This is a genomic window from Kitasatospora sp. NPDC096204 (assembly GCF_044763205.1).
Taxonomy (GTDB): domain Bacteria; phylum Actinomycetota; class Actinomycetes; order Streptomycetales; family Streptomycetaceae; genus Kitasatospora.
The window spans coordinates 113,639-140,240 of record NZ_JBIWFT010000021.1 but is presented as its reverse complement, the minus strand read 5'-3'; the positions used below and the strand labels follow the sequence as shown (position 1 = coordinate 140,240).

Here is a 26,602-nt window from a genome sequence, read left to right as displayed (position 1 = left end):
AAACGACCGGGGCGCGCAGGGCCGAAGCGCGACGGGCCGAAGCATGACGGGCCGAAGCGCGACGGACCGAAGCAGCACGGGCCGAAGCACCACGGGCCGAAGCACCACGGGCCGAAACGCGACGGACCGAAACGCGGCGGGCCGGGGCGGGAAGTCCCCGCCCCGGCCCGCCGGCTGGTGGGACGTCAGTCCATCTCGACCACGGCCTCGGCGAACTGCGCCTGGTAGAGCCGGGCGTAGGCGCCGTCGGCGGCGATCAGTTCGTCGTGCGAGCCCTGCTCGACGATCGAGCCGTTCTCCATCACCAGGATCACGTCGGCGTCCCGGATGGTGGAGAGCCGGTGGGCGATCACGAAGCTGGTGCGGCCGGTGCGCAGCCGGGCCATGGCCCGCTGGATGAGCACCTCGGTGCGGGTGTCGACGGAGCTGGTCGCCTCGTCCAGGACCAGGATGGACGGCTGGGCGAGGAACGCCCGGGCGATGGTGATCAGCTGCTTCTCGCCGGCGCTGACGCCGGCGCCCTCGTCGTCGATGACGGTGTCGTAGCCGTCCGGCAGGGTGCGCACGAAGCGGTCGACGTGGGCGGCCTTGGCGGCCTCGATGACCTGTTCGCGGGTGGCCGACTCGGCGCCGTAGGCGATGTTGTCGGCGATGCTGCCGCCGAACAGCCAGGTGTCCTGGAGCACCATGCCGATGCCGGAGCGCAGTTCCTCGCGGGACATCGCGGCGATGTCCACGCCGTCGAGGGTGATCCGTCCGGAGCTGACCTCGTAGAAACGCATCAGCAGGTTGACCATGGTGGTCTTGCCGGCGCCGGTGGGGCCGACGATGGCGACGGTCTGGCCGGGTTCGACCTTGAGCGAGAGGTCCTCGATGAGCGGCTTCTCGGGGTCGTAGCGGAAGGACACGTCCTGGAAGGCGACCCGGCCGTGCACCACGCCGGGCCGTTCGGGCATGGCCGGCTCGGGGCTCTGCTCGGGGGCGTCCAGCAGCTCGAAGACGCGCTCGGCGGAGGCGACGCCGGACTGCACCAGGTTGGCCATGCTGGCGACCTGGGTGAGCGGCTGGCTGAACTGCCGCGAGTACTGGATGAACGCCTGGACGTCACCGATGGACAGCGCGCCGTTGGCCACCCGCAGACCGCCGACGACGGCGACCAGCACGTACTGGAGGTTGCCGATCAGCATCATCGCGGGCTGGATGATGCCGGAGATGAACTGGGCCTTGTAGCTGGCCTGGTAGAGCGCCTCGTTGTGCGCGCGGAAGGTTTCTGCGGACTCCTGCTGGCGCCCGAACGCCTTGACCAGGGTGTGGCCGGTGTACATCTCCTCGATGTGGGCGTTGAGCTGGCCGGTGGACATCCACTGCTGGACGAACTGCGGCTGGGCCCGCTTGCCGACCTTGGTGGCGACGACCACCGAGACGGGCACCGAGACCAGCGCGATCACGGCGAGCAGCGGGGAGATCCAGAACATCATCGCGAGCACGCCGACCACGGTGAGCAGCGAGTTGACGACCTGTCCCAGGGTCTGCTGCATGGACTGGCCGATGTTGTCGATGTCGTTGGTGACCCGGCTGAGCACCTCGCCGCGCGGCTGCTTGTCGAAGTAGCTGAGCGGCAGCCGGGCGAGCTTGGCCTCGACGTCCTGGCGCAGCCGGTAGCCGGCGGCCTGGATGGCCCGGGTGGCGAGCCGGCCCTGGACGATGCCGAAGAGGGCGGAGACGACGTAGATGCCGAGCACCCAGAGCAGGACGGTGCCGATGGCGCCGAAGTCCATGCCCTGGCCGGGGGTGAAGTCGACGGCGGAGAGCAGGTCGGCGACGCCGCCGTCGCCGTGGGCGCGGAGCCCTTCGATGACCTGGTCCTTGGATGCGCCGGCGGGGAAGCGGGCGCCGATGACGCCGGCGAAGATGAGGTCGGTGGCGTCGCCGAGGATCTTGGGGCCGATGACGGCGCAGCCGATGCCGAGCACGCCGAGGATCAGGACGCCGATCAGGGTGTTGCGTTCGGGGCGCAGCAGGCCGAGGACGCGCTTGCCGGAGCCCTTGAAGTCCATGGACTTCTCGGCGCCCTGGCCGCCCATGAAGCGGCCGGGGCCGGCCGGGCCGCGGCGGGCGGCGGCGGCCTGCGAGTCGCTGGGCAGTTCGGCGGGCTTGGGGGCGTCCTTCGCGAGGTCGGCCGTCGGGGCGTCCTTGGTGAGGCCGGCCTGCTCGGGGGCGTCCGCGGGGGCGGCGGCTCTCGGGGCCGGGCCCTTGTTCAGTTCGGGCTTTCCGGGGCTGGTCACGCCGCCTCCTGCTCGGTGAGCTGGGAGAGCACGATCTCCCGGTACGTCGGGTTGTCGGCCATCAGTTCGTGGTGGGTTCCGGTGCCGACGACGGCGCCCTCGTCGAGGACGATGATCCGGTCGGCGTCGCGGATGGTGGACACGCGCTGGGCGACGATCAGGACGGTGGCGTCGGAGGTCTCGCGGGCGAGGGCCTTGCGGAGCTTGGCGTCGGTGGCGTAGTCCAGCGCGGAGAAGGAGTCGTCGAAGAGGTAGACGGAGGGCCGGCGGACGAGGGTCCGGGCGATGGCCAGGCGTTGGCGCTGGCCGCCGGAGACGTTGCCGCCGCCCTGGGCGATGGGGGCGTCCAGGCCTTCGGGGAGCTTCTCGACGAACTCCTTGGCCTGGGCGATCTCCAGGGCGTGCCAGAGTTCCTCGTCGGTGGCGTCGGGCCGGCCGTAGCGGAGGTTGCTGGCGACGGTGCCGGAGAAGAGGTAGGGCTTCTGCGGGACGATGCCGACGCTCTCGGCGATCGCGGCGGGGGCGAGCTCGCGGACGTCCACGCCGTCGATCAGGACCCGGCCGGAGGTGGCGTCGAAGAGCCGGGGGACGAGGCCGAGCAGGGTGGACTTGCCGCTGCCGGTGGAGCCGATGATGGCGGTGGTCTCGCCGGGGCGGGCGGTGAGGTCGATGCCGCGCAGCACCGAGGCCTCGGCGCCGGGGTAGCGGAAGTCGACGTCGCGCAGTTCCAGGTTGCCGCGGCGTGCCGTCTCGGTGACGGGGGTGGTGGGCGGGACGACGCTGCTGTGGGTGCCGAGGACCTCTTCGATGCGCTCGGCGCAGACCTCGGCGCGCGGCACCATCATGAACATGAAGGTGGCCATCATGACGCTCATCAGGATCTGCATCAGGTAGGAGAGGAACGCGGTGAGCGCGCCGATCTCCATGGCGCCGCTGTCGATGCGGTGGGCGCCGAACCAGAGCACGGCGACGCTGGAGACGTTCACCACCAGCATGACGGCGGGGAACATGACGGACATCAGTCGGCCGACCTGGCGGGCGACGTCGGTGAGGTCCTCGTTGGCGCCGGCGAAGCGGGCCTGCTCCTGGTCGTCCTTGACGAAGGCGCGGATGACGCGGATGCCGGTGATCTGCTCGCGCAGCACCCGGTTCACGGTGTCGATCCGCTCCTGCATGCTGCGGAACTTGGGGCGCAGCGCGCGGACCAGGAGGAGGACGACGACGCCGAGCGCGGGGATGACGGCGAGCAGCAGGCCGGACAGCGGGACGTCCTGGTTGAGCGCCATGATGATGCCGCCGACGCACATGATCGGTGCGGCGACCATGAGCGTGAAGCTCATCAGGGCGAGCATCTGGACCTGCTGGACGTCGTTGGTGGTGCGGGTGATCAGCGAGGGCGCGCCGAACTGGCCGACCTCGCGGGCGGAGAAGCTCTGCACGCGGTCGAAGACGGCGGCGCGGACGTCGCGGCCGAACGCCATGGCGGTGCGGGCGCCGATGAAGACGGCGCCGATGGAGCACAGGGCCTGGACGACGGTGACGGCGATCATCACCCCGCCGACGCGCAGGATGTAGCCGGTGTCGCCCTTGACCACACCGTCGTCGATGATGTCGGCGTTGAGTGTCGGCAGGTAGAGCGCCGCGAGGGTGGACACCAGCTGGAGCAGCACCAGCAGGGTGATCGGTCGGGAGTACGGGCGCAGGTACGCCCTCAGCAGTCTGATCAGCACTAGCACACTCTTGTCGTCGCCGGTCGGGTTGGCCACCCCTAATTCTGGGTGGTCCATGGTGCCGCGCGGGCCATTCGGCGTGTGGGAACCGGGGGTTTGCCCGGCCTTTGCCCTACGGCCGGGTGCGGCACGGGGGGTGCGGGGGCGTGCCGTCGGGTGCTGCCCTCTTACGGAATGACCGCTTTCCCCCTAGGCTGCTGATTGCCCCTTTGTTACTGACCGGTACCGCTCAGGTGAACCGGGGGCCCGGCGGCCGCCCCCCATGGACGCCGCGACAATCCCTCACACGGCCACCCGCCACCGGAGGTCCTCGTTGAGTTCCGCGCAGTCCCTGATCGACTCCGGCAGGCCCGACCTCGTCGCCGGGCGTCCCGCCTCCGTCGCCCACCTGTTCCTGGAGCGGGTCGCCCTGACCCCGAACGCCGAGGCCTACCGCTACCCCTCGCCCGTGGACGAGCAGGCCGCCGACGGCGCGCCCGGCGCCGAGCAGTGGCGCTCGCTCACCTGGGCCCAGACGGCGACCCGGGTGAAGGCGGTGGCCGCCGGCCTGATGGCGCTCGGCATCCGGCCCGAGGACCGGGTGGCCCTGGCCTCCTCGACAAGGCTCGAGTGGATCGTCGCCGACCTGGGCGCCATGTGCGCGGGCGCCGCGATCACCACCGTCTACCCGAGCACCAACGCGGACGAGACCGCGTTCATCCTCTCCGACTCCGGCTCCCGGGCGCTGTTCGCCGAGAACGCGGCGCAGCTGGCCAAGGCCGTCGAGCAGATCGACCGGCTGCCCGAGCTGCGCACCGTGATCCTCTTCGACGCGCCCGCCGAGGCCCCCGAGACCGCCGGCCTCGACCTGATCACCCTCGCCGAGCTGGAGGAGCGCGGCAACCGCCACCTGGCCGAGCACCCGGGCGCGGTGGAGAAGGCCGTCGACGGGCTCGACAAGGAGCAGCTGGCCACCCTGATCTACACCTCCGGCACCACCGGCCGCCCCAAGGGCGTGCGCCTGGTGCACGACTGCTGGGCGTACGAGGGCCGGGCGCAGGAGGCCAGCGGGCTGCTGGGCCCCGACGACGTGCAGTTCATGTGGCTGCCGCTGTCGCACGTGTTCGGCAAGACGCTGATCTCCGGGCAGATCGCCACCGGGCACGTGATGGCGGTGGACGGCCGGGTGGACCGGATCATCCACAACCTGCCGGCGATCCGGCCGACCATCATGGCCTCGGCGCCGCGCATCTTCGAGAAGGTCTACAACGGCATCGCGGGCAGGGCCCGGGCCGAGGGCGGCGCCAAGTACAAGATCTTCATGTGGGCGGCCAAGGTCGCCCGCGAGTACGCCCGGGTGGTGCAGGAGAACCGGGTCGCCACCGGGACCGACTCCGCCCCGCTGGGCCTGCGGGCCCAGCACGCGCTCGCCGACAGGCTGGTGTACGCGAAGATCCGGGCGGCCTTCGGCGGCCGGATGCGCGGCGCGGTCTCCGGCAGCGCCGCGCTCGCCCCGGAGATCGGCTACTTCTTCCTCGGCGCCGGGGTGCCGATCCTGGAGGGCTACGGCCTGAGCGAGACCAGCGCCGGCTCCTGCGTCAACCGCGCGGAGGACGTGCGGATCGGCACGGTGGGCCGCCCGCTGCCCGGCACCGAGGTGCGGATCGCCGAGGACGGCGAGATCCTGCTGCGCGGCCCGGGCGTCATGCGCGGCTACCACAACCTGCCGGAGAAGACCGCCGAGGTGCTGGAGCCGGACGGCTGGTTCCACACCGAGGACATCGGCGAGCTCACCCCGGACGGCTTCCTGCGGATCACCGACCGCAAGAAGGACCTGTTCAAGACCTCCGGCGGCAAGTACGTGGCGCCCAGCGAGGTCGAGGGCAAGTTCAAGGCGGTCTGCCCGTTCGTCAGCAACATCCTGGTGATCGGCAACGGCCGCAACTACTGCACCGCGCTGATCGGCCTGGACGAGGCGGTCCTGCTGCCGTGGGCCGCCGAGCACGGCCTGGCCGGCAGGTCCTACGCCGAGCTGGCCGCCGAGCCGGCCGTGCACCGCCTGATCGAGGGCTTCGTCAAGCGGGTCAACGGCGACCTCCAGCGCTGGCAGACGATCAAGAAGTTCCACCTGCTGCCGCGCGACCTCGACATCGAGCACGGCGAGCTCACCCCGAGCCTGAAGATCAAGCGCCCGGTGGTCGAGCGGACCTACGCGGACGCGGTGGCCGCGATGTACGCGGGCGCCAACGAGGCCTGAGCACCCCCGCTCCCGTACGGCCCGCCGGGTTAGGTCGGGCCGTACGGGACAATGGGCTCATGCCCTCCGCACTCCCCGACGGCGAACCGGTGCCGTCCGACGGTTCCCTGCCCGCGCACGCCCTCGACGGGTTGGGCGCGCGGCCGTTCGGCTTCTACCTGCACGTGCCGTACTGCGCCAGCCGCTGCGGCTACTGCGACTTCAACACGTACACCGCCACCGAGCTGCGCTCCTCCGGGGCGGTCGCCTCGCAGGACACGTACGCGGACAACGTGGTCGCCGAGATCCGCCTGGCCCGGAAGGTGCTGGGGGACACGGACCTCCCGGTGCGGACGGTCTTCCTCGGCGGTGGCACCCCGACCCTGCTGCCCGCCCGCGACCTGGTGCGGATGCTCGCCGCGATCCGCGACGAGTTCGGCCTCGCCGAGGACGCCGAGGTCACCACCGAGGCCAACCCGGAGTCGGTCGACCCGGCGTACCTGGCCGAACTGCGCGAGGGCGGCTACAACCGGCTCTCCTTCGGCATGCAGAGCGCCCGCCCGCACGTGCTGAAGCTGCTCGACCGCCACCACACCCCGGGCCGCCCCGAGGCGTGCGTGGCCGAGGCCCGCGCGGCCGGCTTCGAGCACGTCAACCTCGACCTGATCTACGGCACCCCGGGCGAGTCCGACGACGACTGGCGGGCCTCCCTGGACGCCGCCATCGGCGCCGGGCCCGACCACGTCTCCGCGTACTCGCTGATCGTCGAGGAGGGCACCCGGCTCGCCGCCCGGGTCAAGCGCGGCGAACTGCCGATGATCGACGACGACGTGCACGCCGACCGCTACCTGATCGCCGAGGAGGCGCTGAGCGCCGCCGGCTACTCCTGGTACGAGGTCTCCAACTGGGCCACCACCCCCGAGGGCCGCTGCCGCCACAACGAGCTCTACTGGACCGGCGCCGACTGGTGGGGCGCCGGCCCCGGCGCCCACAGCCACGTCGGCGGCGTCCGCTGGTGGAACGCCAAGCACCCCGCCGCCTACGCCCGGGCCCTCGCCGAGCACCGCACCCCGGCCCAGGCCCGCGAGCTGCTGGCCGACGAGGACCGCCGCGTCGAGCGCGTCCTGCTCGAACTGCGCCTCGTCGAGGGCGTCCCCCTGGACCTCCTCACCGCCACCGGCCGCGAGTGGGCCGCCCGCCACCTCGCCGACGGCCTCCTCGCCCCCGGCCCCTACGAGCGGGGCCGCGCCGCCCTCACCCTCCGGGGCCGCCTCCTGGCCGACGCGGTGGTACGCGACCTGGTGGACTGAGTGTCGTCAAGGTGGTGTCAGCCGTCGGAGGGAGCGCGCCATGACCGCCGTCGATGACCGGGTGACGGGGATCTTCGAGAACCTGGAGGTCCCCGAAGGCTTCAGAGCCGAGCTCCTGACCGAGCCGACCCGGGCGAGCGCCTCCGGACTCCCGGACTGCACGGTGGAGCGGACGACCAAGTTCGGCGAACCCGTTCCGCTGGACCTGCCGGGCATCACACTCGACACCTCGGAGTTCAAGACCTACTCCGGACCCGGCAGGGCCGTGAAGTCGATCAACTCCTCGACCCGGCCCAGGAGTTCGGGCTCCAGGTCCTTGTAGCTGTTCACCTTCGACAGGATGTGCTTCCAGGCCGCCGGGGTGTCCACCGGCCAGCCGAGGCGGCGGCAGGTGCCCTCCTTCCAGTCCTCGCCCCTCGGGACGGCCGGCCAGGCGGGGATGCCGACGCTGGCGGGCTTCACGGCCTGCCAGATGTCGATGTAGGGGTGGCCGACGACCAGCACCGAGGCGCCGGTGACCTGGGCGGCGATGCGGTGCTCCTTGGTGCCGGGGAGCAGGTGGTCGACCAGGACGCCGAGGCGCCGTCCCGGGCCGGGGGCGAAGTCGGCGACGATCGCGGGCAGGTCGTCGATGCCGCGCAGGTACTCGACGACCACGCCCTCGATCCGCAGGTCGTCGCCCCAGACCCGCTCGACCAGCTCGGCGTCGTGCCGGCCCTCGACGTAGATCCGGGACTCGCGGGCGACCCGGGCGCGGGCGTTCGGGACGGCGATCGAGCCGGAGGCGGTACGGGCCGGGGTGCGGGGCGCCGCCGGGCCGGCCGGGCGGACCAGGGTGACGACCCGGCCCTCCAGCAGGAAGCCGCGCGGCACCAGCGGGAACACCCGGTGCTTGCCGAACCGGTCCTCCAGGGTGACGGTGAACCCCTCGGCGGTCTTCTCGCAGCGCACCACCGCCCCGCAGAAGCCGCTCGCCGCCTCCTCGACCACCAGGTCCCGCTCGGCGGGCACCTCAGGGGCGGGAGCCTGCTTCTTCCACGGCGGGGTCAGGTCGGGTCCGTACTGGCGGCTGCGCATGGTCGCGAGTCTACGGACGGACCGTCACAGGCCCGGCGCGCCCCAGACCGGGAACCAGCGGCTGAGGTCCTTCTCCAGCCGCAGGTCGTTCCCCAGCATCGCGTTGACCTGCAGCTCCAGCGGACTGTTGCGCCGCTCCCCGCCGCCGGGCATCGGGGCGAAGGGGTAGAACGTCCCCCGCTTGTAGAGGTAGACCAGGGCCAGCGACTGCCCCTCGGGGTTGCGGAAGGCCACCAGCGAGCAGAGCAGCTGGGGCCCGAAGCCGTTCGCCTCCAGTTCGCTGTTGACCGCGTGCAGGTCGTTCACCAGCTCCGGCAGCTCCTCGGGCCGGTGCCGGGCGAGCAGCCAGGAGTAGCCGTAGCCGTCCTTGGAGGCCTCCACCGGGACGCCGCCGCGCTCGGTGTCGGCGTCCAGCAGTGCCCTGACCTGCTGCTCGACCTGGACGAAGGCCGCGCCCTCGACGGCGGCGAAGCAGACCGAGCCGAGCCCGGTGGGGGTGAACCCGGCCCCGGCCTCCAGGGTGAGCGCGGCGGACGGCACGCCGAACAGCTGGTCGAGGTCGGGCTTGACGGGCTTGGAGCGGCCGAACAGGGTGTCCAGGAATCCCACGGCGGTCCTTTCGGGACGGAACGGGACGGAATCGGCTGGGACGGAATCGGCTGGGATGGGTCGGGTCGGGGCGGGTCGGGACGGGGCCGGACAGAACGGGCTCACTGCCCGAGCTGCCCGGAGATCCTCGCCAGCTGCTCCAGCCGCTTCTCCAGCGTCGGGTGGGTGGAGAACAGCTGCGAGGCGGTCTCCCGGGCGCTCAGCGCGGGGGCGAAGTAGAAGGCGTTGTACGGCTGCGCCTGGCGCAGGTCCTTGCTGGGGATGGCCGCGATCTGCCCGGTCACCTTGGTGAGCGCCGAGGCCAGGGCGCTGGGCCGCCCGGTGAGCTGGGCGGCGGCCCGGTCCGCGGCCAGTTCGCGGTAGCGGGACAGCAGCCGGGTGAGCAGGAAGCTGATCGCGTAGACGACGATCGACACCAGCGGGATGATCAGCGCCAGGATGGCCGCGTTCTGGTCGTTGTTGTTGCGTCCGCCGCCCATGAACCCGCCGTACACGGCGATCCGGGTCATCGCCCCGGCGAGGACGCCGAGGAAGCCGGCGATCGTCATCACCGCGACGTCCCGGTGGGCGACGTGCGACAGCTCGTGGGCGAGGACGCCCTCCAGTTCCTCCGGCTCCAGCCGGCGCAGCAGCCCGGTGGTCACGCAGACCACCGCGTTCTGCGGGTTGCGGCCGGTGGCGAAGGCGTTCGGCATGTCGCTGTCGGCGACCGCCACCCGGGGCTTGGGCATGTCGGCGAGGGCGCAGAGCCGGTCGACGGTGCCGTGCAGCTGGGGGAACTGCTCCGGGGACACCTGGCGGGCGCCCATCGCCCGTTCGGTGATCTTGTCGCTGAACCAGAACTGGGCCACGAACAGCCCGCCGGAGATCAGGACGATCAGTGGCCAGGCGCCGCGCAGCAGCGCGATCAGCAGGCCGGTGAAACCGACGTACAGCAGCCCGATCACGAACATCGTCGCGACCATGCGGCTGGTCAGGCCGCGGTCGGGCGCGAAACGGGTGTGCTGGCCCGAGCTCGACATCGCTTGCTCCTCCGTTCGCCGTCGCTTTCGATGCTGCCACCCGGACGGCCTCCCGGCACCACTCCGGCGCCGGGAGGATCGAACCGGCGGGGCCCCGCGGGCCGTGTCCGGAACTGCGGGGAGGATCACCCCGGTCGGGCCGTTCCTGCCACAGGACCCGGGCCGTACACTGGCAGGTACGGTTCTGGCACTCGTACGTTCAGAGTGCCAAGGCCGAGGGCCCCGGAACGGCCCGCAGCGAGGGACACGGTCGGACGACGTGCGAGGACGGAGGTGCGTGCCCCATGGCCGGTGAGGTCCGCCAGCTGGACGAACGCAAGCTCGCGGTGCTCCGCGCGATCGTGCAGGACTACGTGGGCACCGAGGAGCCGGTCGGCTCCAAGGCCCTGGTGGAGCGGCACAACCTCGGGGTCTCCCCGGCGACCGTCCGCAACGACATGGCGGCGCTGGAGGAGGACGGCTACATCCACCAGCCGCACACCAGCGCCGGCCGGATCCCCACCGACAAGGGGTACCGCCTCTTCGTCGACAAGCTCGCCGAGATCAAGCCGATGACCGCCCCCGAGCGCCGGGCCATCCGGCACTTCCTGGACGGCGCGGTGGACCTGGACGACGTGGTCGCCCGCACCGTGCGGCTGCTCGCCCAGCTCACCCGGCAGGTCGCGGTGGTGCAGTACCCGTCGCTGACGCGCTCCACCGTCCGGCACATCGAGCTGGTGGCGCTGGCCCCGGCCAAGGTGATGCTGGTGCTGATCACCAACACCGGCCGGGTCGAGCAGCGGATGGTCGACTGCCCGGGCCCGGTCGGCGAGACGGTGCTGGCGGACCTGCGGGCCCGGATCAACGCGAGAGCCGTCGGCCGGCGCCTCCCGGAGGTCCCCGGGCTGCTGGAGGAGCTGCCGGCGCAGTTCGAGCAGGACGACCGGCCGACCGTCAGCACGGTCCTGGCGACACTGTTCGAGACGCTCGCCGAGCAGAACGAGGAGCGGATCATGCTGGCCGGCACGGCCAACCTGACCCGCTTCGGGCACGACTTCCCGCTCACCATCCAGCCGGTGCTGGAGGCCCTGGAGGAGCAGGTCGTCCTGCTCCGTCTCCTGGGTGAGACCGCGGACGCCGGGATGACGGTCCGGATCGGGCGGGAGATCGCCTACGAGGGGCTGAATTCCACCTCGGTCGTTTCGGTCGGCTACGGTTCGGGCGACGAGAGCGTGGCGAAACTGGGTGTGATCGGTCCGACCCGGATGGACTACCCGGGCACAATGGGGGCGGTGCGAGCGGTGGCGCGGTACGTGGGCCAGATCCTGGCCGAGTCCTAGCAAGGGTCGCCGTCGGGCCTCCGACGGCGACGTCCAGTCGCAGCACTACTACAGGCGGAACAAGCGGAGCATTTGGTGGCCACGGACTACTACGCGGTACTCGGCGTCCGACGGGATGCGGGGCAGGACGAGATCAAGAAGGCGTTCCGGCGCCTGGCACGCGAACTGCACCCGGACGTCAACCCGGACCCGAAGACGCAGGAGCGGTTCAAGGAGATCAACGCCGCCTACGAGGTGCTCTCCGACCCGCAGAAGCGTCAGGTCTACGACCTCGGCGGGGACCCGCTGTCCCCGGGCGGCGGCGGTGCGGGCGGCTTCGGTGCCGGCGCGGCGGGCTTCGGCTTCTCCGACATCATGGACGCCTTCTTCGGCGCCGCGGCCGGCCAGCGCGGCCCGCGCTCGCGCACCCGCCGCGGCCAGGACGCCATGATCCGGCTGGAGATCACCCTGGAGGAGGCCGCCTTCGGCACCACCAAGGAGCTCCAGGTCGACACGGCCGTCACCTGCACCACCTGCAGTGGCGAGGGCGCGGCCCCCGGCACCTCGGCGCAGACCTGTGACATGTGCCGCGGCAAGGGCGAGGTCTCCCAGGTCACCCGGTCCTTCCTGGGCCAGGTCATGACCTCCCGCCCCTGCCCGCAGTGCCAGGGCTTCGGCACCGTCGTGCCGACCCCGTGCCCGGAGTGCGCCGGCGACGGCCGCGTGCGCGCCCGCCGCACCCTGACCGTCAAGATCCCGGCCGGTGTCGACAACGGCACCCGGATCCAGCTGGCCGGCGAGGGCGAGGTCGGCCCCGGCGGCGGCCCGGCCGGCGACCTCTACGTCGAGATCGCCGAGACCACCCACAACATCTTCCAGCGGCGCGGGGACGACCTGCACTGCACCGTCACCATCCCGATGACGGCGGCCTCGCTCGGCACCCAGGTGCCGCTGCAGACCCTGGACGGCCTGGAGGAGGTCGACATCCGGCCCGGCACCCAGTCCGGCCAGTCGATCCCGCTGCACGGCCGGGGCATCACCCACCTGCGCGGCGGTGGCCGGGGCGACCTGATAGTGCACGTCGAGGTGAAGACGCCCAGCAAGCTCGACGCCGAGCAGGAGGAGCTGCTGCGCCGCCTCGCCGTGCTGCGCGGCGAGGAGCGTCCGTCCGGCCAGTTCGCACCGGGCCAGCAGGGCCTCTTCTCCCGGCTGAAGGACGCCTTCAACGGCCGGTAGCCGTCCGCGGAGGGGTGCCGGGGGCTCGGGATCCGTCCCGCCCCCGGCACCCCTTCCGTGTGTCCGTCCCACTTCTGGAGGTTTTCCGTCATGACCGCGCCCGTCTTCTTCGTCGAGACCGAGCGGATCGCCGCCGCCGCGCCCGGGGCCGTGGTGCGCCTGGACGGCCCGGAGGGGCGGCACGCGGCCGCGGTCAAGCGGCTGGAGCCGGGCGAGGCGGTGACCCTGGCCGACGGGCTGGGGCTCGGCGTGGACGGCACGGTCGCCGAGGTGCTCGGCAAGGACGCGATCGACGTGGCGGTCGCCGCCGTGCGCCGGGAGCCGGAGCCCGCGCCGCGGATCGTGGTCGTCCAGGCGCTGCCCAAGGGCGACCGCGGCGAGCTGGCCGTGGAGACGATGACCGAGGTCGGCGTGGACGTGGTGATCCCGTGGTCCGCCTCGCGCTGCATCACCCAGTGGAAGGGCGAGCGCGGCGCCAAGGCGCTCGCCAAGTGGCGGGCCACCGCCCGGGAGGCCGGCAAGCAGTCCCGCCGGCTGCGCTTCCCCGTGGTCCGGGACGTGATGACCACCCGGCAGCTGGCGCCGGTGCTGCTGGGGGCCGCGTTCGCCGCCGTGCTGCACGAGGAGGGCGCCGAGCCGCTGGCGCACGCCGGCCTGCCGGAAGGCGGGGACATCGTGCTGGTGGTCGGCCCGGAGGGCGGGGTCTCCCCGGAGGAGCTGGCCGCCTTCGCCGAGGCGGGCGCCAAGCCGTACCGGCTGGGCCCCTCGGTGCTACGCACCTCCACCGCCGGGGTCGCCGCCGGCGCACTGCTGCTGGGGCGCACCGGCCGCTGGTCGTAGGGCCCGTCGGGGCGGTGCGACGGCCGTCCGCGGGCGGCGCCGGGAGTCTGCGGAAAACGGCGCGGACCGTACGCGCGGCTGCCTAGGCTGGCCGGGTGACGGACTCCCTGAGCACCTCCCCGAACAGCTCGGCGGGCGCCTACCTGCGCCATCCCCACCTGCACGGCGACCTGGTCGCCTTCGTCGCCGAGGACGACCTCTGGCTCGCCCCGCTGGACGGCGGCCGGGCCTGGCGGCTGACGGCGGACCACCTGCCGGTCCACCACCCGCGGTTCTCCCCGGACGGGCGTCACCTCGCCTTCACCTCCACCCGGGACGGCGCCCCCGAGGTGCACGTGGTGCCGGTGGACGGCGGCCCGTCGCGCCGGCTCACCCACTGGGGCAGTCACCAGACCCGGGTGCTGGGCTGGACGGCCGACGGCCGCCCGATCGCCGCCACCGCCGCCGGCGAGTCGAGCTCCCGCCGCACCTGGGCGCACGCCGTGCCGCTGGACGGCGGCGAGCCGCAGCGGCTGCCGTACGGTCCTGTCGGCGCCCTCGCCTTCGAGCCGGGCGGGGACCGGGTGCTGCTGAACAGCGTCAACGGCCGTGACCCGGCCTGGTGGAAGCGGTACCGGGGCGGGCGGGCCGGCAAGCTGTGGCTCGGCCGGGACGAGTTCGCCCGCGTCCACGCGGAGCTGGACGGGCAGCTGGACTCGCCGCTGTGGGTGGCCGGGGAGGACGGGCGGGACGGCAGGATCGCCTTCCTGTCCGACCACGAGGGCGTCGGCGAGCTGTGGTCCAGCCGCCCGGACGGCACCGACCTGCGCCGCCACTCCACCGACCCGGACGGCTTCTACGCCCGGGGCGCCACCACCGACGGCACCCGGGTGGTCTTCCACCGGGCCGGCGACCTCTGGCTGCTGGACGACCTGACGGGTGCCGAGCCGCGCCGGCTGGACGTCCGCCTCGCCGGTCCGCGGGCCGGGCGCCGCCCTCGCCCGGTGCCCGCCGCGCACTGGCTGGACTCCGTCGCCCCCGACCGCACCGGCCGGGGCAGCGCCGTGGTGGTGCGCGGCAGCGTGCACTGGCTGACCCACCGCGAGGGCCCGGCCCGGGTGCTGGACGAGACCCCCGGCGTGCGCGGGCGCCTGGCCCGGGTGGTGCCCTGCGAGGACGGCGCCCAGGGCGTGCTGTGGGTGACCGACGCCGAGGGCGAGGACGCCCTGGAGTTCGCCCCCGACCTGCACGGCGCCGAGCGCCGCCGGCTGGCCGCGGGGCGGCTCGGCCGGGTCAACTCGCTGACGGTCTCCCCGGACGGCAGGCGGGCCGCGCTCGGCGTGCACGACGGCCGGGTGCTGCTGGTCTCGCTGGCCGACGGCGCCGTGCACGAGCTGGACCGCAGCGCCGACGGCGAGCCCGGCGGGCCCGTCTTCAGCCCGGACTCGGCCTGGCTGGCCTGGTCACGCCCGGTGCGGGGGATGGGCCCGCACTCGCTGCGCCAGATCGTGCTGGCCGACCTGGCCACCCGGACCGTCGGCGAGGTCACCCAGCCGCGCTTCGTGGACACCTCGCCCTCCTTCACGGCGGACGGCCGCTACCTGGCCTTCCTGTCGGTGCGCAACTTCGACCCGGTCTACGACGCCCACGTCTTCGACCTGTCGTTCCCAAACGGCTGCCGCCCCTACCTCGTCACGCTGGCCGCCGACACCCCCTCCCCGTTCGGCCCGCGGCGGGCCGGGCGCCCGCTCGGCGGGGAGGAGGACGAGCCGAAGGCCGGGAAGGCGGACGGCGAGGCGGCGGCCGGCGCCGCGCCGGTGACCAGGGTGGACCTGGACGGCATCGCCGACCGGATCGTCCCGTTCCCGGTCGAGGGCGGCCGCTTCGAGGAGCTGGCCGCCGCCAAGGACGGCGTGCTCTGGACCAGGGCCCCGCTGACGGGCGAACTCGGCGACGAGGCGGCCTCGTTGGACGACGACCGGCCGCGCCCGGTGCTGGAGCGCTTCGACCTGAGGAAGCGCCGGGTCGAGCAGCTGGTGCACGGCGTCGACGACTTCGCGGTCAGCGCGGACGGGACCCGGGTGGCCGTGCTGGACGGGGGCGAACTGCGGGTCGTCCCGGCCGACCACAAGGGCGGCGACGACGAGGAGAGTGCCGTCGACCTCGCCCGGCTGCGGGTGACCGTCGACCCGGCCGCCGAGTGGCGGCAGATGTACGCCGAGAACGGTCGGCTGATGCGGGACAACTTCTGGCGCCCCGACCTCTCCGGCGTCGACTGGGCCGGGGTGCTGGAGCGCTACCGGCCGCTGGTCGAGCGGATCGGCTCGCACGACGAACTGGTCGACCTGCTCTGGGAGGTGCACGGCGAACTCGGCACCTCCCACGCCTACGTGATGCCGTACGGCCGGTACACCGAGCCCGCCCGGCGCCAGGGCCTGCTCGGCGCCGACCTGGTCCGGGACGGCGAGCGGTGGCGGATCGCCCGGATCCTGCCCGGGGAGTCCTCCGACCCCAGGGCCCGCTCGCCGCTGGCCGCGCCCGGCGCCGCGATCCGCCCGGGCGACGCGGTGCTCGCCGTCAACGGCCGCCCGGTGGACCCGGTCACCGGGCCGGCGCCGCTGCTGGCCGGCACCGCCGGGCAGCCGGTCGAGCTGACCGTGGCCGGGAAGGACGGCACCGACCGGCGTCACCCGGTGGTCGTCCCGCTCGCCGACGAGGAGGCGCTGCGCTACCACGACTGGGTGGCCGGGCGGCGGGCCGCGGTGCGCGAGCTGTCCGGCGGGCGGCTGGGCTACCTGCACATCCCCGACATGCAGACGGCCGGCTGGGCCCAGCTGCACCGCGACCTGCGCAGCGAGATGGCCAGGGAGGGCCTGGTCGTCGACGTCCGGGGGAACCGGGGCGGCCACACCTCGCAGCTGGTGATCGAGAAGCTGGCCCGCCGGATCATCGGCTGGGACGTCATCCGGGACACCGACCACCCGGTGCCCTACCCGGCGGACGCCCCGCGCGGCCCGGTGGTCGCGCTCGCCGACGAGTTCACCGGCTCGGACGGCGACGTGGTCAACGCCGCCGTCCAGGCGCTCGGGATCGGCCCGGTGGTCGGCACCCGCACCTGGGGCGGGGTGATCGGCATCGACAGCCGCTACCGGCTGGTCGACGGCACCCTGGTCACCCAGCCCAAGTACGCGCTCTGGATGGAGAACTACGGCTGGGGCCTGGAGAACCACGGCGTCGACCCGGACGTCGAGGTGCCGTTCGCCCCGCACCACTGGGCGGCCGGCGAGGACCCCCAGCTGGCCGAGGGCGTCCGGCTCGCGCTGGCGGGGCTCGCCGAGACCCCGGCCCGCACGGCGCCGCCGCTGCCCTGGGCGTAGCGGGGCCTGGTGGCGGGGCTTGGTAGCGGGAAGCCGGAGTGGGAGGTCGGCCCGGCCGACTTCCCACTCCGGTGTGCGGGGGCGTGGGTAGGATGCGGGGCTGCTTCTTGATCCACAGTCCACGGGGGAAGACATGGCGCAGGGCTACCCGCCGCCGCAGTACGGCCGGAATCCATACGCACAGCAGCCGCAGCAGCCGTACCCGCCGGCGCCGTCGTACCAGCAGCCGTACCAACAGCCGCAGCCGCAGCCGCAGCCGTACCCGCAGCCGTACCCGCAGCCTCACCAGCCGCAGCCCTACCAGCAGCCGTACCCGCCCCAGGCCTACGCCCAGCCCCCGGCCTACGCGCAGCCGCAGGGCCGGGCGCTGCCGCCCTGCCCCAAGGAGGCGGGCGGCGGCCGGCGGTTCCTGGCGATCGTGCTGGACTGGCTGTTCGCGATCGGCCTCGGCTTCGTCGCCGCCAACGCCGCGAGCCGCCCGAGGACCGAGCACGTGGCCGGCCACGCCGTGCAGAGCGGCGGCCCGGTGGTGCCGTACTTCGTGGCGCTGCTGGCCGTCGGCCTCGGCGCGTCCTTCCTCAACCAGGTGGTGCTCGCCCGGCTGACCGGCTTCAGCGTGGGCAAGGGGATCATGGCGATGCGGGTGGTGCGCCGCAAGGGCGTGATGCGGCCCGACACCTGGCGGCTCACCAGGCGCTGGCTGCTCGGCTTCGTCATCCTCGCCGTCAACCTCCTCACCGAGGACTACGACAGCGACGAGGGCGACCTGGTCGGCGTGCGCTCGGTGCGCTGGAAGCACCTCCAGGAGTACCAGCAGGCCGTCGCCCGGCTCGGCTAGGCTGCGCCCGTACGGCCCCACCACACCCGACGTACCGATCCCGAGGAGAGCGCCATGGCCGGCGAGCCGCAGCCCGACTGCCTGTTCTGCAAGATCGTGGCGGGCGAGATCCCGGCGACCGTGGTGCGCAAGACCGAGCGCACCCTCGCCTTCCGCGACATCGCCCCCAAGGCGCCCGTGCACGTGCTGGTGATCCCGCACGTGCACTACCCGAACGCGGCCGCGCTGGCCGCCGCCGAGCCGGAGATCGCCGGCGAACTGCTCGCCGAGGCGGGCGCGGTGGCCCGGGACGAGGGCATCGAGGACTACCGGCTGATCTTCAACACCGGTGCGGGCGCCGGACAGACCGTCTTCCACGCGCACGTCCACGTCCTCGGCGGGATGTCGATGACCGAGCGCATGGTCTGACCCACCGTGTCCCAGCGCGAACTCGTCGTCCTCGGCACCGCCAGCCAGGTGCCCACCCGGCACCGCAACCACAACGGCTACCTGCTGCGCTGGGACGGCGAGGGTCTGCTGTTCGACCCCGGCGAGGGCACCCAGCGCCAGATGCTGCACGCCGGGGTCACGGCCACCCAGATCACCAGGATCGCGGTCACCCACTTCCACGGGGACCACTGCCTGGGCCTCGCCGGGGTGATCCAGCGGATCAACCTCGACCGGGTCCCGCACCCGGTCGACGTCTACTTCCCGGCCTCCGGCGAGGTCTACTTCGAGCGGCTGCGGCACTCCACCGCCTACCACGAGACGGCCGTGCTGCGGCCCCGGCCGATCGACGAGCCCGGACCGCTGCCCGCGCCCGGCGCCCGCTTCGCGCTGGACGCCGTCCGGCTGGACCACGCGGTGGAGTCCTTCGGCTACCGGCTGTCCGAGCCGGACGGCCGCCGGCTGGTGCCGGAGCGGCTCGCCGCGTTCGGCGTGCGCGGCCCGGCGGTGGGCCGGCTCCAGCACGAGGGCGCGATCGAGGTGGACGGCCGCACCGTCACCCTGGCCGAGGTCAGCGAGCCGCGGCCGGGCCAGCGGTTCGCCTTCGTGATGGACACCCGGCTGTGCGAGGGCGTGCACACCCTCGCCGAGGGCGCCGACCTGCTGGTCGTCGAGGCGACCTTCACCGACGCCGACGCCCGCCTCGCCGAGGAGCACGGCCACCTCACCGCCGGGCAGGCCGCCAAGGTCGCCGCCGAGGCCGGGGTGCGCACCCTGGTGCTGACCCACTTCTCCCAGCGCTACCCGGACCTCGGCCAGCACCTGGCCGACGCCCGCAAGCACTTCGACGGCGAACTGGTGCTGGCCGCCGACCTCGACCGGGTGCCCGTCCCGCCCCGCCGTCCGTCGTGAACGGGACCGAACCGCGCGAACCCGGGAAAAGGGCTCGCATCGGCCTGCGATCTGCCGCAGCATCGTCGGGTGCGGCCCCGCCGCCCGCCACGGCGATCACGCTCGCGGCGTACCCTGGTGCCCCGGAGACACCGAGCGGCACCCGACACCACGGATGGGATGAGGCAGGCCCCAGCGCCGACCTATGAGTGACACATCGCAGACCCGTACGAACGGACAGTCGCGCCCCGAACCGGCCGACGACGGCCGCGTCAGCGCCCGGATCGTCATCCCCGAGAAGCACCCGATGGTCACCCTGCTCGGCACCGCGGACTCGCTGCTGCGCGTGATCGAGCGGGGCTTCCCCGCCGCCGACATCCACGTCCGCGGCAACGAGGTGACGGCCACCGGGGTGCGGGCCGAGGTCGCCCTCGTACAGCGGCTCTTCAACGAGATGATGCTGGTGCTGCGCACCGGCCAGCCCCTGACGGAGGACTCCGTGGAGCGCTCCATCGCCATGCTCCGCAGCCAGGAGCAGGACCCGGACAGCCCGGCGCCCTCCCAGGTGTTCACCGCGAACATCCTGTCCAACCGGGGCCGCACGATCCGCCCGAAGACCCTCAACCAGCAGCGCTACGTCGAGGCGATCGACAAGCACACGATCGTCTTCGGCCTCGGCCCGGCCGGTACCGGCAAGACCTACCTGGCGATGGCCAAGGCCGTCCAGGCCCTCCAGGCCAAGGAGGTCAACCGGATCATCCTGACCCGCCCGGCGGTCGAGGCGGGGGAGCGGCTGGGCTTCCTGCCCGGCACCCTCTACGAGAAGATCGACCCGTACCTGCGCCCGCTGTACGACGCGCTGCACGACATGATGGACCCGGACTCCATCCCGCGCCTGATGGCGGCCGGCACCATCGAGGTCGCGCCGCTGGCGTACATGCGCGGCCGCACCCTCAACGACGCCTTCATCATCCTCGACGAGGCCCAGAACACCTCGCCCGAGCAGATGAAGATGTTCCTCACCCGCCTCGGGTTCAACTCCCGGGTGGTGGTCACCGGCGACACCAGCCAGATCGACCTCCCGGGCGGCACCCGCAGCGGGCTCAAGGTCGTCCAGGAGATCCTGGCCGACGTGCCCGACATCCACTTCTCCGTCCTCACCAGCACCGACGTGGTCCGCCACAAGCTGGTCGGCCGGATCGTGGACGCCTACGAGCGCTGGGACGCCCGCCAGGAGGCCGAGGACGCCGCACCGGCGGCCCGCAAGCCCGCCCAGCGGCGCCCCGGCAAGGCCACCGCACCCCGCGCGCCCCGCGCACCCCGACAGTCCCATCGCACCGAAAGCTGAGCACAGAGCCCGTCATGTCGATCGACATCGCCAACGAGTCCGGTTGGGAGGCCGACGAGGAAGCCATCCTCGACGTCGCCCGCTTCGCACTGGACAAGATGCGGATCCACCCGCAGTCCGAACTGTCCGTGATCCTGGTGGACGGAGCGGCGATGGAGGAGCTGCACATCCAGTGGATGGACCTGCCAGGGCCCACCGACGTGATGTCCTTCCCGATGGACGAGCTGCGTCCCGGCAAGGAGGGCGAGGAGCTGCCGCAGGGCCTGCTCGGCGACATCGTGCTCTGCCCCGAGGTCGCCGAGCAGCAGGGCAAGGCGGCCCCCTCCAAGCACTCGATGGACGAGGAGCTGCAGCTGCTCACCGTGCACGGCGTGCTGCACGTCCTCGGCTACGACCACGAGGAGCCGGAGGAAGAGGAGGAGATGTTCGCCCTCCAGAAGCGCATCCTGGACGACTGGCGGGCGGGCCGCGGCCTCGGCGGCATCTCCCCGGCTCCCACCACCCACTGAGCGCGGAGCCCGAACCCCTGTGAGTGGTGAGAGTACGAGCTTCATCCTCGGTGCCGTGCTGCTCGTCGTGCTCGGCTGGCTGGCCGCGTGCGCCGAGGCGGGCATCTCCCGGGTCTCCCGGTTCCGGGCGGAGGAGGCGGTGCGCAGCGGCCGGCGCGGTTCAGCGCGGCTGCTGACCGTCGCCTCCGACCCGATCCGCTACCTCAACCTGGCCACCCTGATCCGGGTGGCCAGCGAGATGGCGGCGGCGGTGCTGGTCACCGTGGTGTGCGTGCGCAACGTGACGCCCACCTGGCAGGCCGTGCTGCTGGCGTTCGGCGTGATGGTGCTGGTGTCGTTCGTCGCGATGGGGGTCTCGCCGCGCACGATCGGGCGCCAGCACCCGATCACCACCGCGACCGCGGCCTCCTTCGTGCTGCTGCCGCTGGCCGCGGTGCTGGGGCCGATCCCGCGGCTGCTGATCCTGCTCGGCAACGCGCTGACCCCGGGCAAGGGCTACCGGGAGGGTCCGTTCGCCTCCGAGGCGGAGCTGCGGTCCCTGGTGGATCTCGCCGAGAAGGACGACCTGATCGAGGACGAGGAGCGCCGGATGGTGCACTCGGTCTTCGAGCTGGGCGACACCATCGTGCGCGAGGTGATGGTGCCGCGCACCGACCTGGTGATGATCGAGCGGCACAAGACCGTCCGGCAGGCGCTCACCCTGGCACTGCGCTCGGGCTTCTCGCGGATCCCGGTGGTCGGCGACAACGAGGACGACGTGGTCGGCATCGTCTACCTCAAGGACCTGGTGCGGCGCACCCACATCAACCGGGAGGCGGAGTCCGAGGAGGTCGGCGCGGTGATGCGCCCGGCCGTCTTCGTCCCGGACTCCAAGGCGGCCGGCGACCTGCTGCGCGAGATGCAGCAGCGCCGCTCGCACGTGGCGATCGTGATCGACGAGTACGGCGGCACGGCCGGGCTGGTCACCATCGAGGACATCCTGGAGGAGATCGTCGGCGAGATCACCGACGAGTACGACCGGGAGATCGCCCCGGTGGAGGATCTCGGCGACGGCTCGTACCGGATCACCGCCCGGCTGCTGGTGGAGGACCTGGGCGAGCTGTTCGGCATCGAGCTGGAGGACGAGGACGTCGAGACCGTCGGCGGCCTGTTGGCCAAGCACCTGGGCCGGGTGCCGATCCCCGGCTCCTCCTGCGAGATCCCGCTGCCCGAGCCGGTCGACGGCGGCCTGACCGGCATCCTGCTGACCGCCGAGTCCTCGGCGGGCCGCCGCAACCGGATCGGCTCCATGGTCGCCGCCCCCGTCCGCCACACCGAGGACCCCGAGGAGCCCTCGGGCGAGTAGCGGCCGGGCGGGTGCCGAGCGACCATGGAGGGCATGACGCACAAACTTCGCGCGGAGTACGGCCCGCAGGGGGCGGCCGGCGGAGTCAAGTCCTGGCACGTGGTGCGGGACGAGGACCTGTCGGCGGCGCTCTGCGGCCGGACCATGCCGGACGATGCCGAGACGCGGCCCGAGGAGGAGTGGGGCACCGGGCTGCGCTGCTGCCAGCAGTGCGGCTCGCTCTACATGCACGAGACGCCGCACATGGAGAAGCTCCATCCCTACAGCTAGACCATGGCCGAGCTCTGGAGGTCGCCATGAAGCTGCAAGACTCGCTGAAGCCCGTCGACCGCCGGCTCGCCATGGTGTGGCGGATCGGGGCGGGGGCCGGGGGGATCTTCCTGATCGTGTTCGGTGTGCTGGGGCTGGCCGACCACCCGGGGTTCCTGGCCACCCACGGCGACCGGGTCGCCGGGCTGTCGACCAACGGGGCGCTGGCCATCCTGTCCATCGTGGCGGGCGCGGTCCTGCTGGTGGGGGCGGCGATCGGCGGGAACTTCGCGTCCAACCTCAACATGGTGGTGGGCGTGCTGTTCGTCCTGTCCGGCTTCTACGGCCTGACGGTGCTGGGCCGGCCGGACGCGAACATCCTCAACTTCCGGATGTCGAACGTGCTGTTCGCGTTCATCTTCGGGACCGTCCTGACGACCTTCGGGATGTACGGCCGGGTGAGCAGCCACCTGCCGCACGACAACCCGTACTGGCGCAAGCGCACCGAGCACGAGGAGGGGCTGCCGTCCGGTGCGGCGAAGACCTTCGTCAAGGTCCTCCATCCGAACCCGGGGCCGACCCACCCGGTCGGCCACTGACCGGCGCCGGGTGCCTATGCTCGGCGGCATGAGTGACATCGTCGAGCTCGACCCCGAAGACAAGAAGATCATCACCCTGGCCCGCTCGGCCCGCGCCCGCAACGGCGTCGCCGAGGGGGCCGCGGTGCGTGACGAGACCGGGCGCACCTACGTGGCCGGGACGGTCGCGCTGGAGTCGCTGCGGCTGAGCGCCCTCCAGACGGCGGTGGCGATGGCGGTGGCCAGCGGCGCCAGGTCGCTGGAGGCGGCGGCCGTGGTGAGCGAGGCGGAGCAGCCGGCCGAGGCGGACCTGGCGGCCGTGCGGGACCTGGGCGGGGCCGGGACGCCCGTGCTGCTGGCCGGGCCGGACGGGACGCTGCGGGTGGCCGCCGAGGCCCGCTGAGGCGCCGTACGGGCCTGCCGTGCGGGGCCCGTTCGCGCGCCCCGCGCGGGGGCTTCGCCGGGCCGTCGGGGGTCCGTGCCGCGGGGCTTCGGCGGCCCCGCCGGAGGGCATGGTCTCGGCCCAGGCCCGGCAGATAATCTCACCGGGGGAGTGGACTCGGTGAGGGGGACTGGGGCATGGGGGCGGTGGCGTTCTTCGCCGGGTTGCTGCTGTTCGTGATGGGGCTCGGCAAGTGGCAGGAGACCGGCTCGGACCTCTGGCTGTTCGGCTCGCTCGGCTTCCTGCTGGTGCTGGTGGTGATCTCGCTGGTCCCCACCGACGGCAAGGGCGGCAAGAGCGGCAACAAGACCGCGAAGAAGGGCTGAACGCGCCCTCCGGACGCCCCGGGGGCGGGCCGGGACGGCGGGGCTCCGGTGATCAGGGAGAATGGAGCCCATGAATGCCCCTTCCTCCTCGTACCGCTCCGGGTTCGCGTGCTTCGTCGGCCGGCCCAACGCGGGCAAGTCGACCCTGACCAACGCCCTGGTGGGGACGAAGGTCGCGATCACCTCCGACCGCCCGCAGACCACCCGGCACACCGTGCGCGGCATCGTGCACCGCCCCGACGCCCAGCTCGTGCTGGTCGACACCCCCGGTCTGCACAAGCCGCGCACCCTGCTCGGCGAACGCCTCAACGATCTGGTCCGCACCACCTGGGCCGAGGTCGACGTGATCGGTTTCTGCCTGCCCGCCGACCAGAAGATCGGCCCCGGCGACAAGTTCATCGCCAAGGAGATCGCCGGGATCAAGAAGACCCCGAAGGTCGCCATCGTCACCAAGACCGACCTGGTCGACTCCAAGCGCCTGGCCGAGCAGCTGATCGCCATCCAGCAGCTCGGCGTCGAGCTGGGCTTCGAGTGGGCCGAGATCATCCCGGTCTCCGCCGTGGGTGACAAGCAGGTGGAGCTGGTCGCCGACCTGCTCACCAAGCTGCTGCCGGAGGGCGACCAGCTCTACCCGGACGGCGACCTCACCGACGAGCCCGAGCAGATCATGGTCGCCGAGCTGATCCGCGAGGCCGCGCTGGAGGGCGTGCGCGACGAGCTGCCGCACTCGCTGGCCGTGGTGGTCGAGGAGATGCTGCCGCGCGAGGGCCGCCCGGCGGACCGCCCGCTGCTGGACATCCACGCCAACGTCTACATCGAGCGGCAGAGCCAGAAGGCCATCGTGATCGGCGCCAAGGGCTCGCGGCTCAAGCACGTCGGCACCACCGCCCGCAAGCACATCGAGGCGCTGCTCGGCACGCCGGTCTACCTGGACCTGCACGTCAAGGTCGCCAAGGACTGGCAGCGCGACCCCAAGCAGCTGCGCAAGCTGGGATTCTGAACCGGCGCTCCCGACAGGAGAGTTCGAGTCGCCGGGAGGCCCGGGGCCCGTTCGGACGCGGTGCGTCCGGGCGGGCTTCGCCGACTCCGGGGGCTCGGCCCCGGCGCTACGCGCCCTCGCGCAGCACCAGGGAGACCAGCTCGCGCTGGGAGTCGGTGAGCTTCGGGTCGGCGCAGTACACCGACCGGCCGTCGACGGTGATCTCGTAGTGGAAGCCGTCCGGCACCCCGTACGAGGGCGCGCGCAGCCCGCCCGCGACGGCCTCGCGGGCGAGTGCGTGCACGTGCGGGGCGTCCGTGCGGTCGGCGGTGTCGATCTCCGCCTGGCGGACGATCCCGGCGAAGCCGCCGGTCCGGGTCACCTGGATGCGCATGGTGTCCATGGTGCTACCCGGGGAGGGGGTTTGCCGGGCTTTTCCCGGACCGTGACCTCAAGCCCGCCTCGACCCGGTCTCAACCATCCTCCGGACGCGCTCCGGTGACCCCGGCCGGCGCTCGCCCCGGGCTCACCCCGGGCTGATCCCGACCTGCGCCCAGGAGGCCGTGACGGTGTCCACCACCGACCGGTCGTCGGGGTAGCGGGCCTTGGCGGCGGCCACGGTGGCCCGGGCGAAGGCGGTGAAGTCGGCGTCGGCGGGCAGCGTGCGCCCGGTCAGCGCGTCGTACCAGATCCGCCCCGCGCGCTCCCAGGCCGAGCCGCCGAGCGCGGTGGCCAGCAGGTAGAACGCGTGGTTGGGGATGCCGGAGTTGACGTGCACCCCGCCGTTGTCCTGGGAGGTCTGCACGTAGTCCCGCATGTGCGCGGGCTGCGGGTCCTTGCCGAGCTGCGGGTCGTCGTAGGCGGTGCCGGGCGCCTTCATCGAACGCAGTGCCATGCCCTGGACGCCCGGGGCGAGCAGCCCGGCGCCGATCAGCCAGTCCGCGTCGGCGGCGTCCTGGTGCAGCGCGTACTGCTTGACCAGCGAGCCGAAGACGTCGGAGACCGACTCGTTGAGCGCGCCGGGCTGGTCCTGGTAGTCCAGCCCGGCGGTGAACTGGGTGACGCCGTGGGTGAGTTCGTGGCCGATGACGTCGATGCAGGCGGTGAAGTCGCCGAACACCACGTTGTCGCCGTCGCCGAACACCATCTGCCGGCCGTTCCAGAAGGCGTTGTCGTAGTTGCGGCCGTAGTGGACGGTGGCGTCCAGCCGCAGGTTCCGGTCGTCGATCGAGTGCCGGCCGAAGACGTCGGCGTAGAGCGCGAAAGTGGCGCCGAGGCCGTCGTAGGCGTGGTTGACGGAGCTGTCGGAGGACGCGGCCCGGCCCTCGGTGCGCACGCTGCGCCCGGGCAGCCGCTGGCCGTGGCCGGCGTCGTACACCACCCGGCTCAGGCCGGGGACGGAGGCGGCGACGGACGGGGGCGGGTCGAGGCGGGCCGCGCGGTGCGCCGCGTCGAGGGCCAGGGAGTGGACGGCGGGCTCGTGACCGGCCTCGGCGAGGCGGTCCAGGACGTACGGCGGGACGATCGTGCAGATCGGTACTGCTGCAGTCATGTGACCCAGGGTGGAGCCTTCATGACCGGTTGTCACCACCTCCGGCGTGATCAGCCGCGTCTCAAGGAGTGGAACGGAAGCCCGGATCACTTCGGGGGCGCGCGGCGCTGGGTTACGCTGGGGCCATCATGCGCAACGGGC

25 protein-coding genes are annotated in these 26,602 nt (G+C 72.7%); 18 read left to right on the top strand and 7 right to left on the bottom strand.

Features of this window, described 5'->3' with window-relative positions; all coding sequences use genetic code 11:
• Positions 1-185 precede the first annotated feature (185 nt).
• The gene (locus tag ACIQ87_RS23575) at positions 186-2,084 is read right to left on the bottom strand and encodes an ABC transporter ATP-binding protein (protein WP_402409825.1); all 1,899 of its coding nucleotides are present in this window, start codon (positions 2,082-2,084) and stop codon (positions 186-188) included.
• Between the two features lie 197 nt (positions 2,085-2,281).
• Positions 2,282-4,015 (bottom strand): ABC transporter ATP-binding protein, encoded by a 1,734-nt coding sequence (locus tag ACIQ87_RS23570; RefSeq protein ID WP_402409823.1) that lies wholly within the window; start codon positions 4,013-4,015, stop codon positions 2,282-2,284.
• Positions 4,016-4,328: 313 nt separating this feature from the next.
• On the opposite strand from ACIQ87_RS23570, the gene ACIQ87_RS23565 reads away from it, so the two are divergent.
• The 3 genes from ACIQ87_RS23565 to ACIQ87_RS23555 are packed head-to-tail and all read left to right on the top strand — an operon-like array spanning position 4,329 to position 7,862.
• Positions 4,329-6,251, top strand: a complete 1,923-nt coding sequence (locus ACIQ87_RS23565) for an AMP-dependent synthetase/ligase (RefSeq protein WP_402409792.1) — start codon at positions 4,329-4,331, stop codon at positions 6,249-6,251.
• A gap of 59 nt (positions 6,252-6,310) precedes the next feature.
• Positions 6,311-7,540 (top strand): radical SAM family heme chaperone HemW, encoded by a 1,230-nt coding sequence (gene hemW, locus ACIQ87_RS23560; RefSeq protein ID WP_402409790.1) that lies wholly within the window; start codon positions 6,311-6,313, stop codon positions 7,538-7,540.
• A gap of 40 nt (positions 7,541-7,580) precedes the next feature.
• The gene (locus tag ACIQ87_RS23555; protein WP_402409788.1) at positions 7,581-7,862 is read left to right on the top strand and encodes a hypothetical protein; all 282 of its coding nucleotides are present in this window, start codon (positions 7,581-7,583) and stop codon (positions 7,860-7,862) included.
• On the opposite strand, the gene ACIQ87_RS23550 is transcribed toward ACIQ87_RS23555, so the two are convergent.
• The 3 genes from ACIQ87_RS23550 to htpX all read right to left on the bottom strand — a co-directional run bounded on the left by ACIQ87_RS23550 (position 7,784) and on the right by htpX (position 10,248).
• The gene (locus ACIQ87_RS23550) at positions 7,784-8,617 is read right to left on the bottom strand and encodes a DUF3097 domain-containing protein (protein WP_402409786.1); all 834 of its coding nucleotides are present in this window, start codon (positions 8,615-8,617) and stop codon (positions 7,784-7,786) included. The genes ACIQ87_RS23555 and ACIQ87_RS23550 overlap by 79 nt on opposite strands.
• 24 nt (positions 8,618-8,641) lie before the next feature.
• Positions 8,642-9,226, bottom strand: coding sequence for a hypothetical protein (locus ACIQ87_RS23545; protein ID WP_402409784.1), 585 nt, complete (start codon positions 9,224-9,226; stop codon positions 8,642-8,644).
• A 101-nt stretch (positions 9,227-9,327) separates the two neighbouring features.
• Positions 9,328-10,248, bottom strand: a complete 921-nt coding sequence (gene htpX, locus ACIQ87_RS23540) for a zinc metalloprotease HtpX (RefSeq protein ID WP_402409782.1) — start codon at positions 10,246-10,248, stop codon at positions 9,328-9,330.
• A 284-nt stretch (positions 10,249-10,532) separates the two neighbouring features.
• Here htpX and hrcA point away from each other — a divergent pair, with 284 nt between their 5' ends.
• The 15 genes from hrcA to era all read left to right on the top strand — a co-directional run bounded on the left by hrcA (position 10,533) and on the right by era (position 24,930).
• Positions 10,533-11,567 carry a heat-inducible transcriptional repressor HrcA gene (gene hrcA, locus ACIQ87_RS23535; protein ID WP_402409780.1) on the top strand — a complete coding sequence of 345 codons (1,035 nt, stop codon included), beginning with the start codon at positions 10,533-10,535 and terminating at the stop codon, positions 11,565-11,567.
• 75 nt (positions 11,568-11,642) lie between these two features.
• A complete protein-coding gene (gene dnaJ, locus ACIQ87_RS23530) occupies positions 11,643-12,782 on the top strand; it encodes a molecular chaperone DnaJ (RefSeq protein ID WP_402409778.1) in 1,140 nt (379 codons plus the stop codon).
• A gap of 90 nt (positions 12,783-12,872) precedes the next feature.
• Positions 12,873-13,622, top strand: a complete 750-nt coding sequence (locus tag ACIQ87_RS23525; protein WP_402409776.1) for a 16S rRNA (uracil(1498)-N(3))-methyltransferase — start codon at positions 12,873-12,875, stop codon at positions 13,620-13,622.
• Positions 13,623-13,717: 95 nt separating this feature from the next.
• Positions 13,718-16,978, top strand: a complete 3,261-nt coding sequence (locus ACIQ87_RS23520) for a PDZ domain-containing protein (protein WP_402409774.1) — start codon at positions 13,718-13,720, stop codon at positions 16,976-16,978.
• A 133-nt stretch (positions 16,979-17,111) separates the two neighbouring features.
• Positions 17,112-17,816, top strand: coding sequence for an RDD family protein (locus tag ACIQ87_RS23515; protein WP_402409772.1), 705 nt, complete (start codon positions 17,112-17,114; stop codon positions 17,814-17,816).
• Positions 17,817-17,870: 54 nt separating this feature from the next.
• Positions 17,871-18,224: a histidine triad nucleotide-binding protein gene (locus ACIQ87_RS23510; protein ID WP_224279444.1), complete on the top strand. Its 354-nt coding sequence runs from the start codon at positions 17,871-17,873 to the stop codon at positions 18,222-18,224.
• 6 nt (positions 18,225-18,230) lie between these two features.
• Positions 18,231-19,154: a ribonuclease Z gene (locus tag ACIQ87_RS23505; protein WP_402409770.1), complete on the top strand. Its 924-nt coding sequence runs from the start codon at positions 18,231-18,233 to the stop codon at positions 19,152-19,154.
• A gap of 184 nt (positions 19,155-19,338) precedes the next feature.
• Positions 19,339-20,481: a PhoH family protein gene (locus ACIQ87_RS23500; protein ID WP_402409768.1), complete on the top strand. Its 1,143-nt coding sequence runs from the start codon at positions 19,339-19,341 to the stop codon at positions 20,479-20,481.
• A gap of 14 nt (positions 20,482-20,495) precedes the next feature.
• The gene (gene ybeY / locus ACIQ87_RS23495; RefSeq protein ID WP_207816018.1) at positions 20,496-20,990 is read left to right on the top strand and encodes an rRNA maturation RNase YbeY; all 495 of its coding nucleotides are present in this window, start codon (positions 20,496-20,498) and stop codon (positions 20,988-20,990) included.
• 19 nt (positions 20,991-21,009) lie between these two features.
• A complete protein-coding gene (locus ACIQ87_RS23490) occupies positions 21,010-22,335 on the top strand; it encodes a hemolysin family protein (RefSeq protein ID WP_402409766.1) in 1,326 nt (441 codons plus the stop codon).
• 33 nt (positions 22,336-22,368) lie between these two features.
• Positions 22,369-22,605: a hypothetical protein gene (locus ACIQ87_RS23485; RefSeq protein WP_402409764.1), complete on the top strand. Its 237-nt coding sequence runs from the start codon at positions 22,369-22,371 to the stop codon at positions 22,603-22,605.
• Positions 22,606-22,631: 26 nt separating this feature from the next.
• Positions 22,632-23,183 carry a DUF4383 domain-containing protein gene (locus ACIQ87_RS23480; protein ID WP_402409762.1) on the top strand — a complete coding sequence of 184 codons (552 nt, stop codon included), beginning with the start codon at positions 22,632-22,634 and terminating at the stop codon, positions 23,181-23,183.
• Between the two features lie 28 nt (positions 23,184-23,211).
• Positions 23,212-23,565: a cytidine deaminase gene (locus ACIQ87_RS23475; protein WP_402409760.1), complete on the top strand. Its 354-nt coding sequence runs from the start codon at positions 23,212-23,214 to the stop codon at positions 23,563-23,565.
• Positions 23,566-23,741: 176 nt separating this feature from the next.
• Positions 23,742-23,930, top strand: coding sequence for a hypothetical protein (locus ACIQ87_RS23470; protein WP_402409758.1), 189 nt, complete (start codon positions 23,742-23,744; stop codon positions 23,928-23,930).
• A 70-nt stretch (positions 23,931-24,000) separates the two neighbouring features.
• A complete protein-coding gene (era, locus tag ACIQ87_RS23465; RefSeq protein ID WP_270147040.1) occupies positions 24,001-24,930 on the top strand; it encodes a GTPase Era in 930 nt (309 codons plus the stop codon).
• 106 nt (positions 24,931-25,036) lie between these two features.
• On the opposite strand, the gene ACIQ87_RS23460 is transcribed toward era, so the two are convergent.
• Entirely contained in the window at positions 25,037-25,303 is a 267-nt protein-coding gene (locus ACIQ87_RS23460) for a protealysin inhibitor emfourin (protein ID WP_049651101.1), read from the bottom strand.
• A 132-nt stretch (positions 25,304-25,435) separates the two neighbouring features.
• Positions 25,436-26,461 (bottom strand): M4 family metallopeptidase, encoded by a 1,026-nt coding sequence (locus tag ACIQ87_RS23455; RefSeq protein WP_402409756.1) that lies wholly within the window; start codon positions 26,459-26,461, stop codon positions 25,436-25,438.
• Between the last annotated feature and the right edge of the window lie 141 nt (positions 26,462-26,602).

What these genes read in the sequence shown, in the direction of transcription:
- era (WP_270147040.1), top strand. Translation starts at nt 24,001, where the DNA reads ATGAATGCCCCTTCCTCCTCGTACCGCTCCGGGTTCGCGTGCTTCGTC.
- ybeY (WP_207816018.1), top strand. Translation starts at nt 20,496, where the DNA reads ATGTCGATCGACATCGCCAACGAGTCCGGTTGGGAGGCCGACGAGGAA.
- ACIQ87_RS23555 (WP_402409788.1), top strand. Translation starts at nt 7,581, where the DNA reads ATGACCGCCGTCGATGACCGGGTGACGGGGATCTTCGAGAACCTGGAG.
- ACIQ87_RS23525 (WP_402409776.1), top strand. Translation starts at nt 12,873, where the DNA reads ATGACCGCGCCCGTCTTCTTCGTCGAGACCGAGCGGATCGCCGCCGCC.
- ACIQ87_RS23485 (WP_402409764.1), top strand. Translation starts at nt 22,369, where the DNA reads ATGACGCACAAACTTCGCGCGGAGTACGGCCCGCAGGGGGCGGCCGGC.
- ACIQ87_RS23475 (WP_402409760.1), top strand. Translation starts at nt 23,212, where the DNA reads ATGAGTGACATCGTCGAGCTCGACCCCGAAGACAAGAAGATCATCACC.
- hrcA (WP_402409780.1), top strand. Translation starts at nt 10,533, where the DNA reads ATGGCCGGTGAGGTCCGCCAGCTGGACGAACGCAAGCTCGCGGTGCTC.
- ACIQ87_RS23455 (WP_402409756.1), bottom strand. Translation starts at nt 26,461, where the DNA reads ATGACTGCAGCAGTACCGATCTGCACGATCGTCCCGCCGTACGTCCTG.
- ACIQ87_RS23470 (WP_402409758.1), top strand. Translation starts at nt 23,742, where the DNA reads ATGGGGGCGGTGGCGTTCTTCGCCGGGTTGCTGCTGTTCGTGATGGGG.
- ACIQ87_RS23550 (WP_402409786.1), bottom strand. Translation starts at nt 8,617, where the DNA reads ATGCGCAGCCGCCAGTACGGACCCGACCTGACCCCGCCGTGGAAGAAG.
- ACIQ87_RS23460 (WP_049651101.1), bottom strand. Translation starts at nt 25,303, where the DNA reads ATGCGCATCCAGGTGACCCGGACCGGCGGCTTCGCCGGGATCGTCCGC.
- ACIQ87_RS23500 (WP_402409768.1), top strand. Translation starts at nt 19,339, where the DNA reads ATGAGTGACACATCGCAGACCCGTACGAACGGACAGTCGCGCCCCGAA.
- ACIQ87_RS23575 (WP_402409825.1), bottom strand. Translation starts at nt 2,084, where the DNA reads ATGGGCGGCCAGGGCGCCGAGAAGTCCATGGACTTCAAGGGCTCCGGC.
- htpX (WP_402409782.1), bottom strand. Translation starts at nt 10,248, where the DNA reads ATGTCGAGCTCGGGCCAGCACACCCGTTTCGCGCCCGACCGCGGCCTG.
- hemW (WP_402409790.1), top strand. Translation starts at nt 6,311, where the DNA reads ATGCCCTCCGCACTCCCCGACGGCGAACCGGTGCCGTCCGACGGTTCC.
- ACIQ87_RS23480 (WP_402409762.1), top strand. Translation starts at nt 22,632, where the DNA reads ATGAAGCTGCAAGACTCGCTGAAGCCCGTCGACCGCCGGCTCGCCATG.
- ACIQ87_RS23510 (WP_224279444.1), top strand. Translation starts at nt 17,871, where the DNA reads ATGGCCGGCGAGCCGCAGCCCGACTGCCTGTTCTGCAAGATCGTGGCG.
- ACIQ87_RS23515 (WP_402409772.1), top strand. Translation starts at nt 17,112, where the DNA reads ATGGCGCAGGGCTACCCGCCGCCGCAGTACGGCCGGAATCCATACGCA.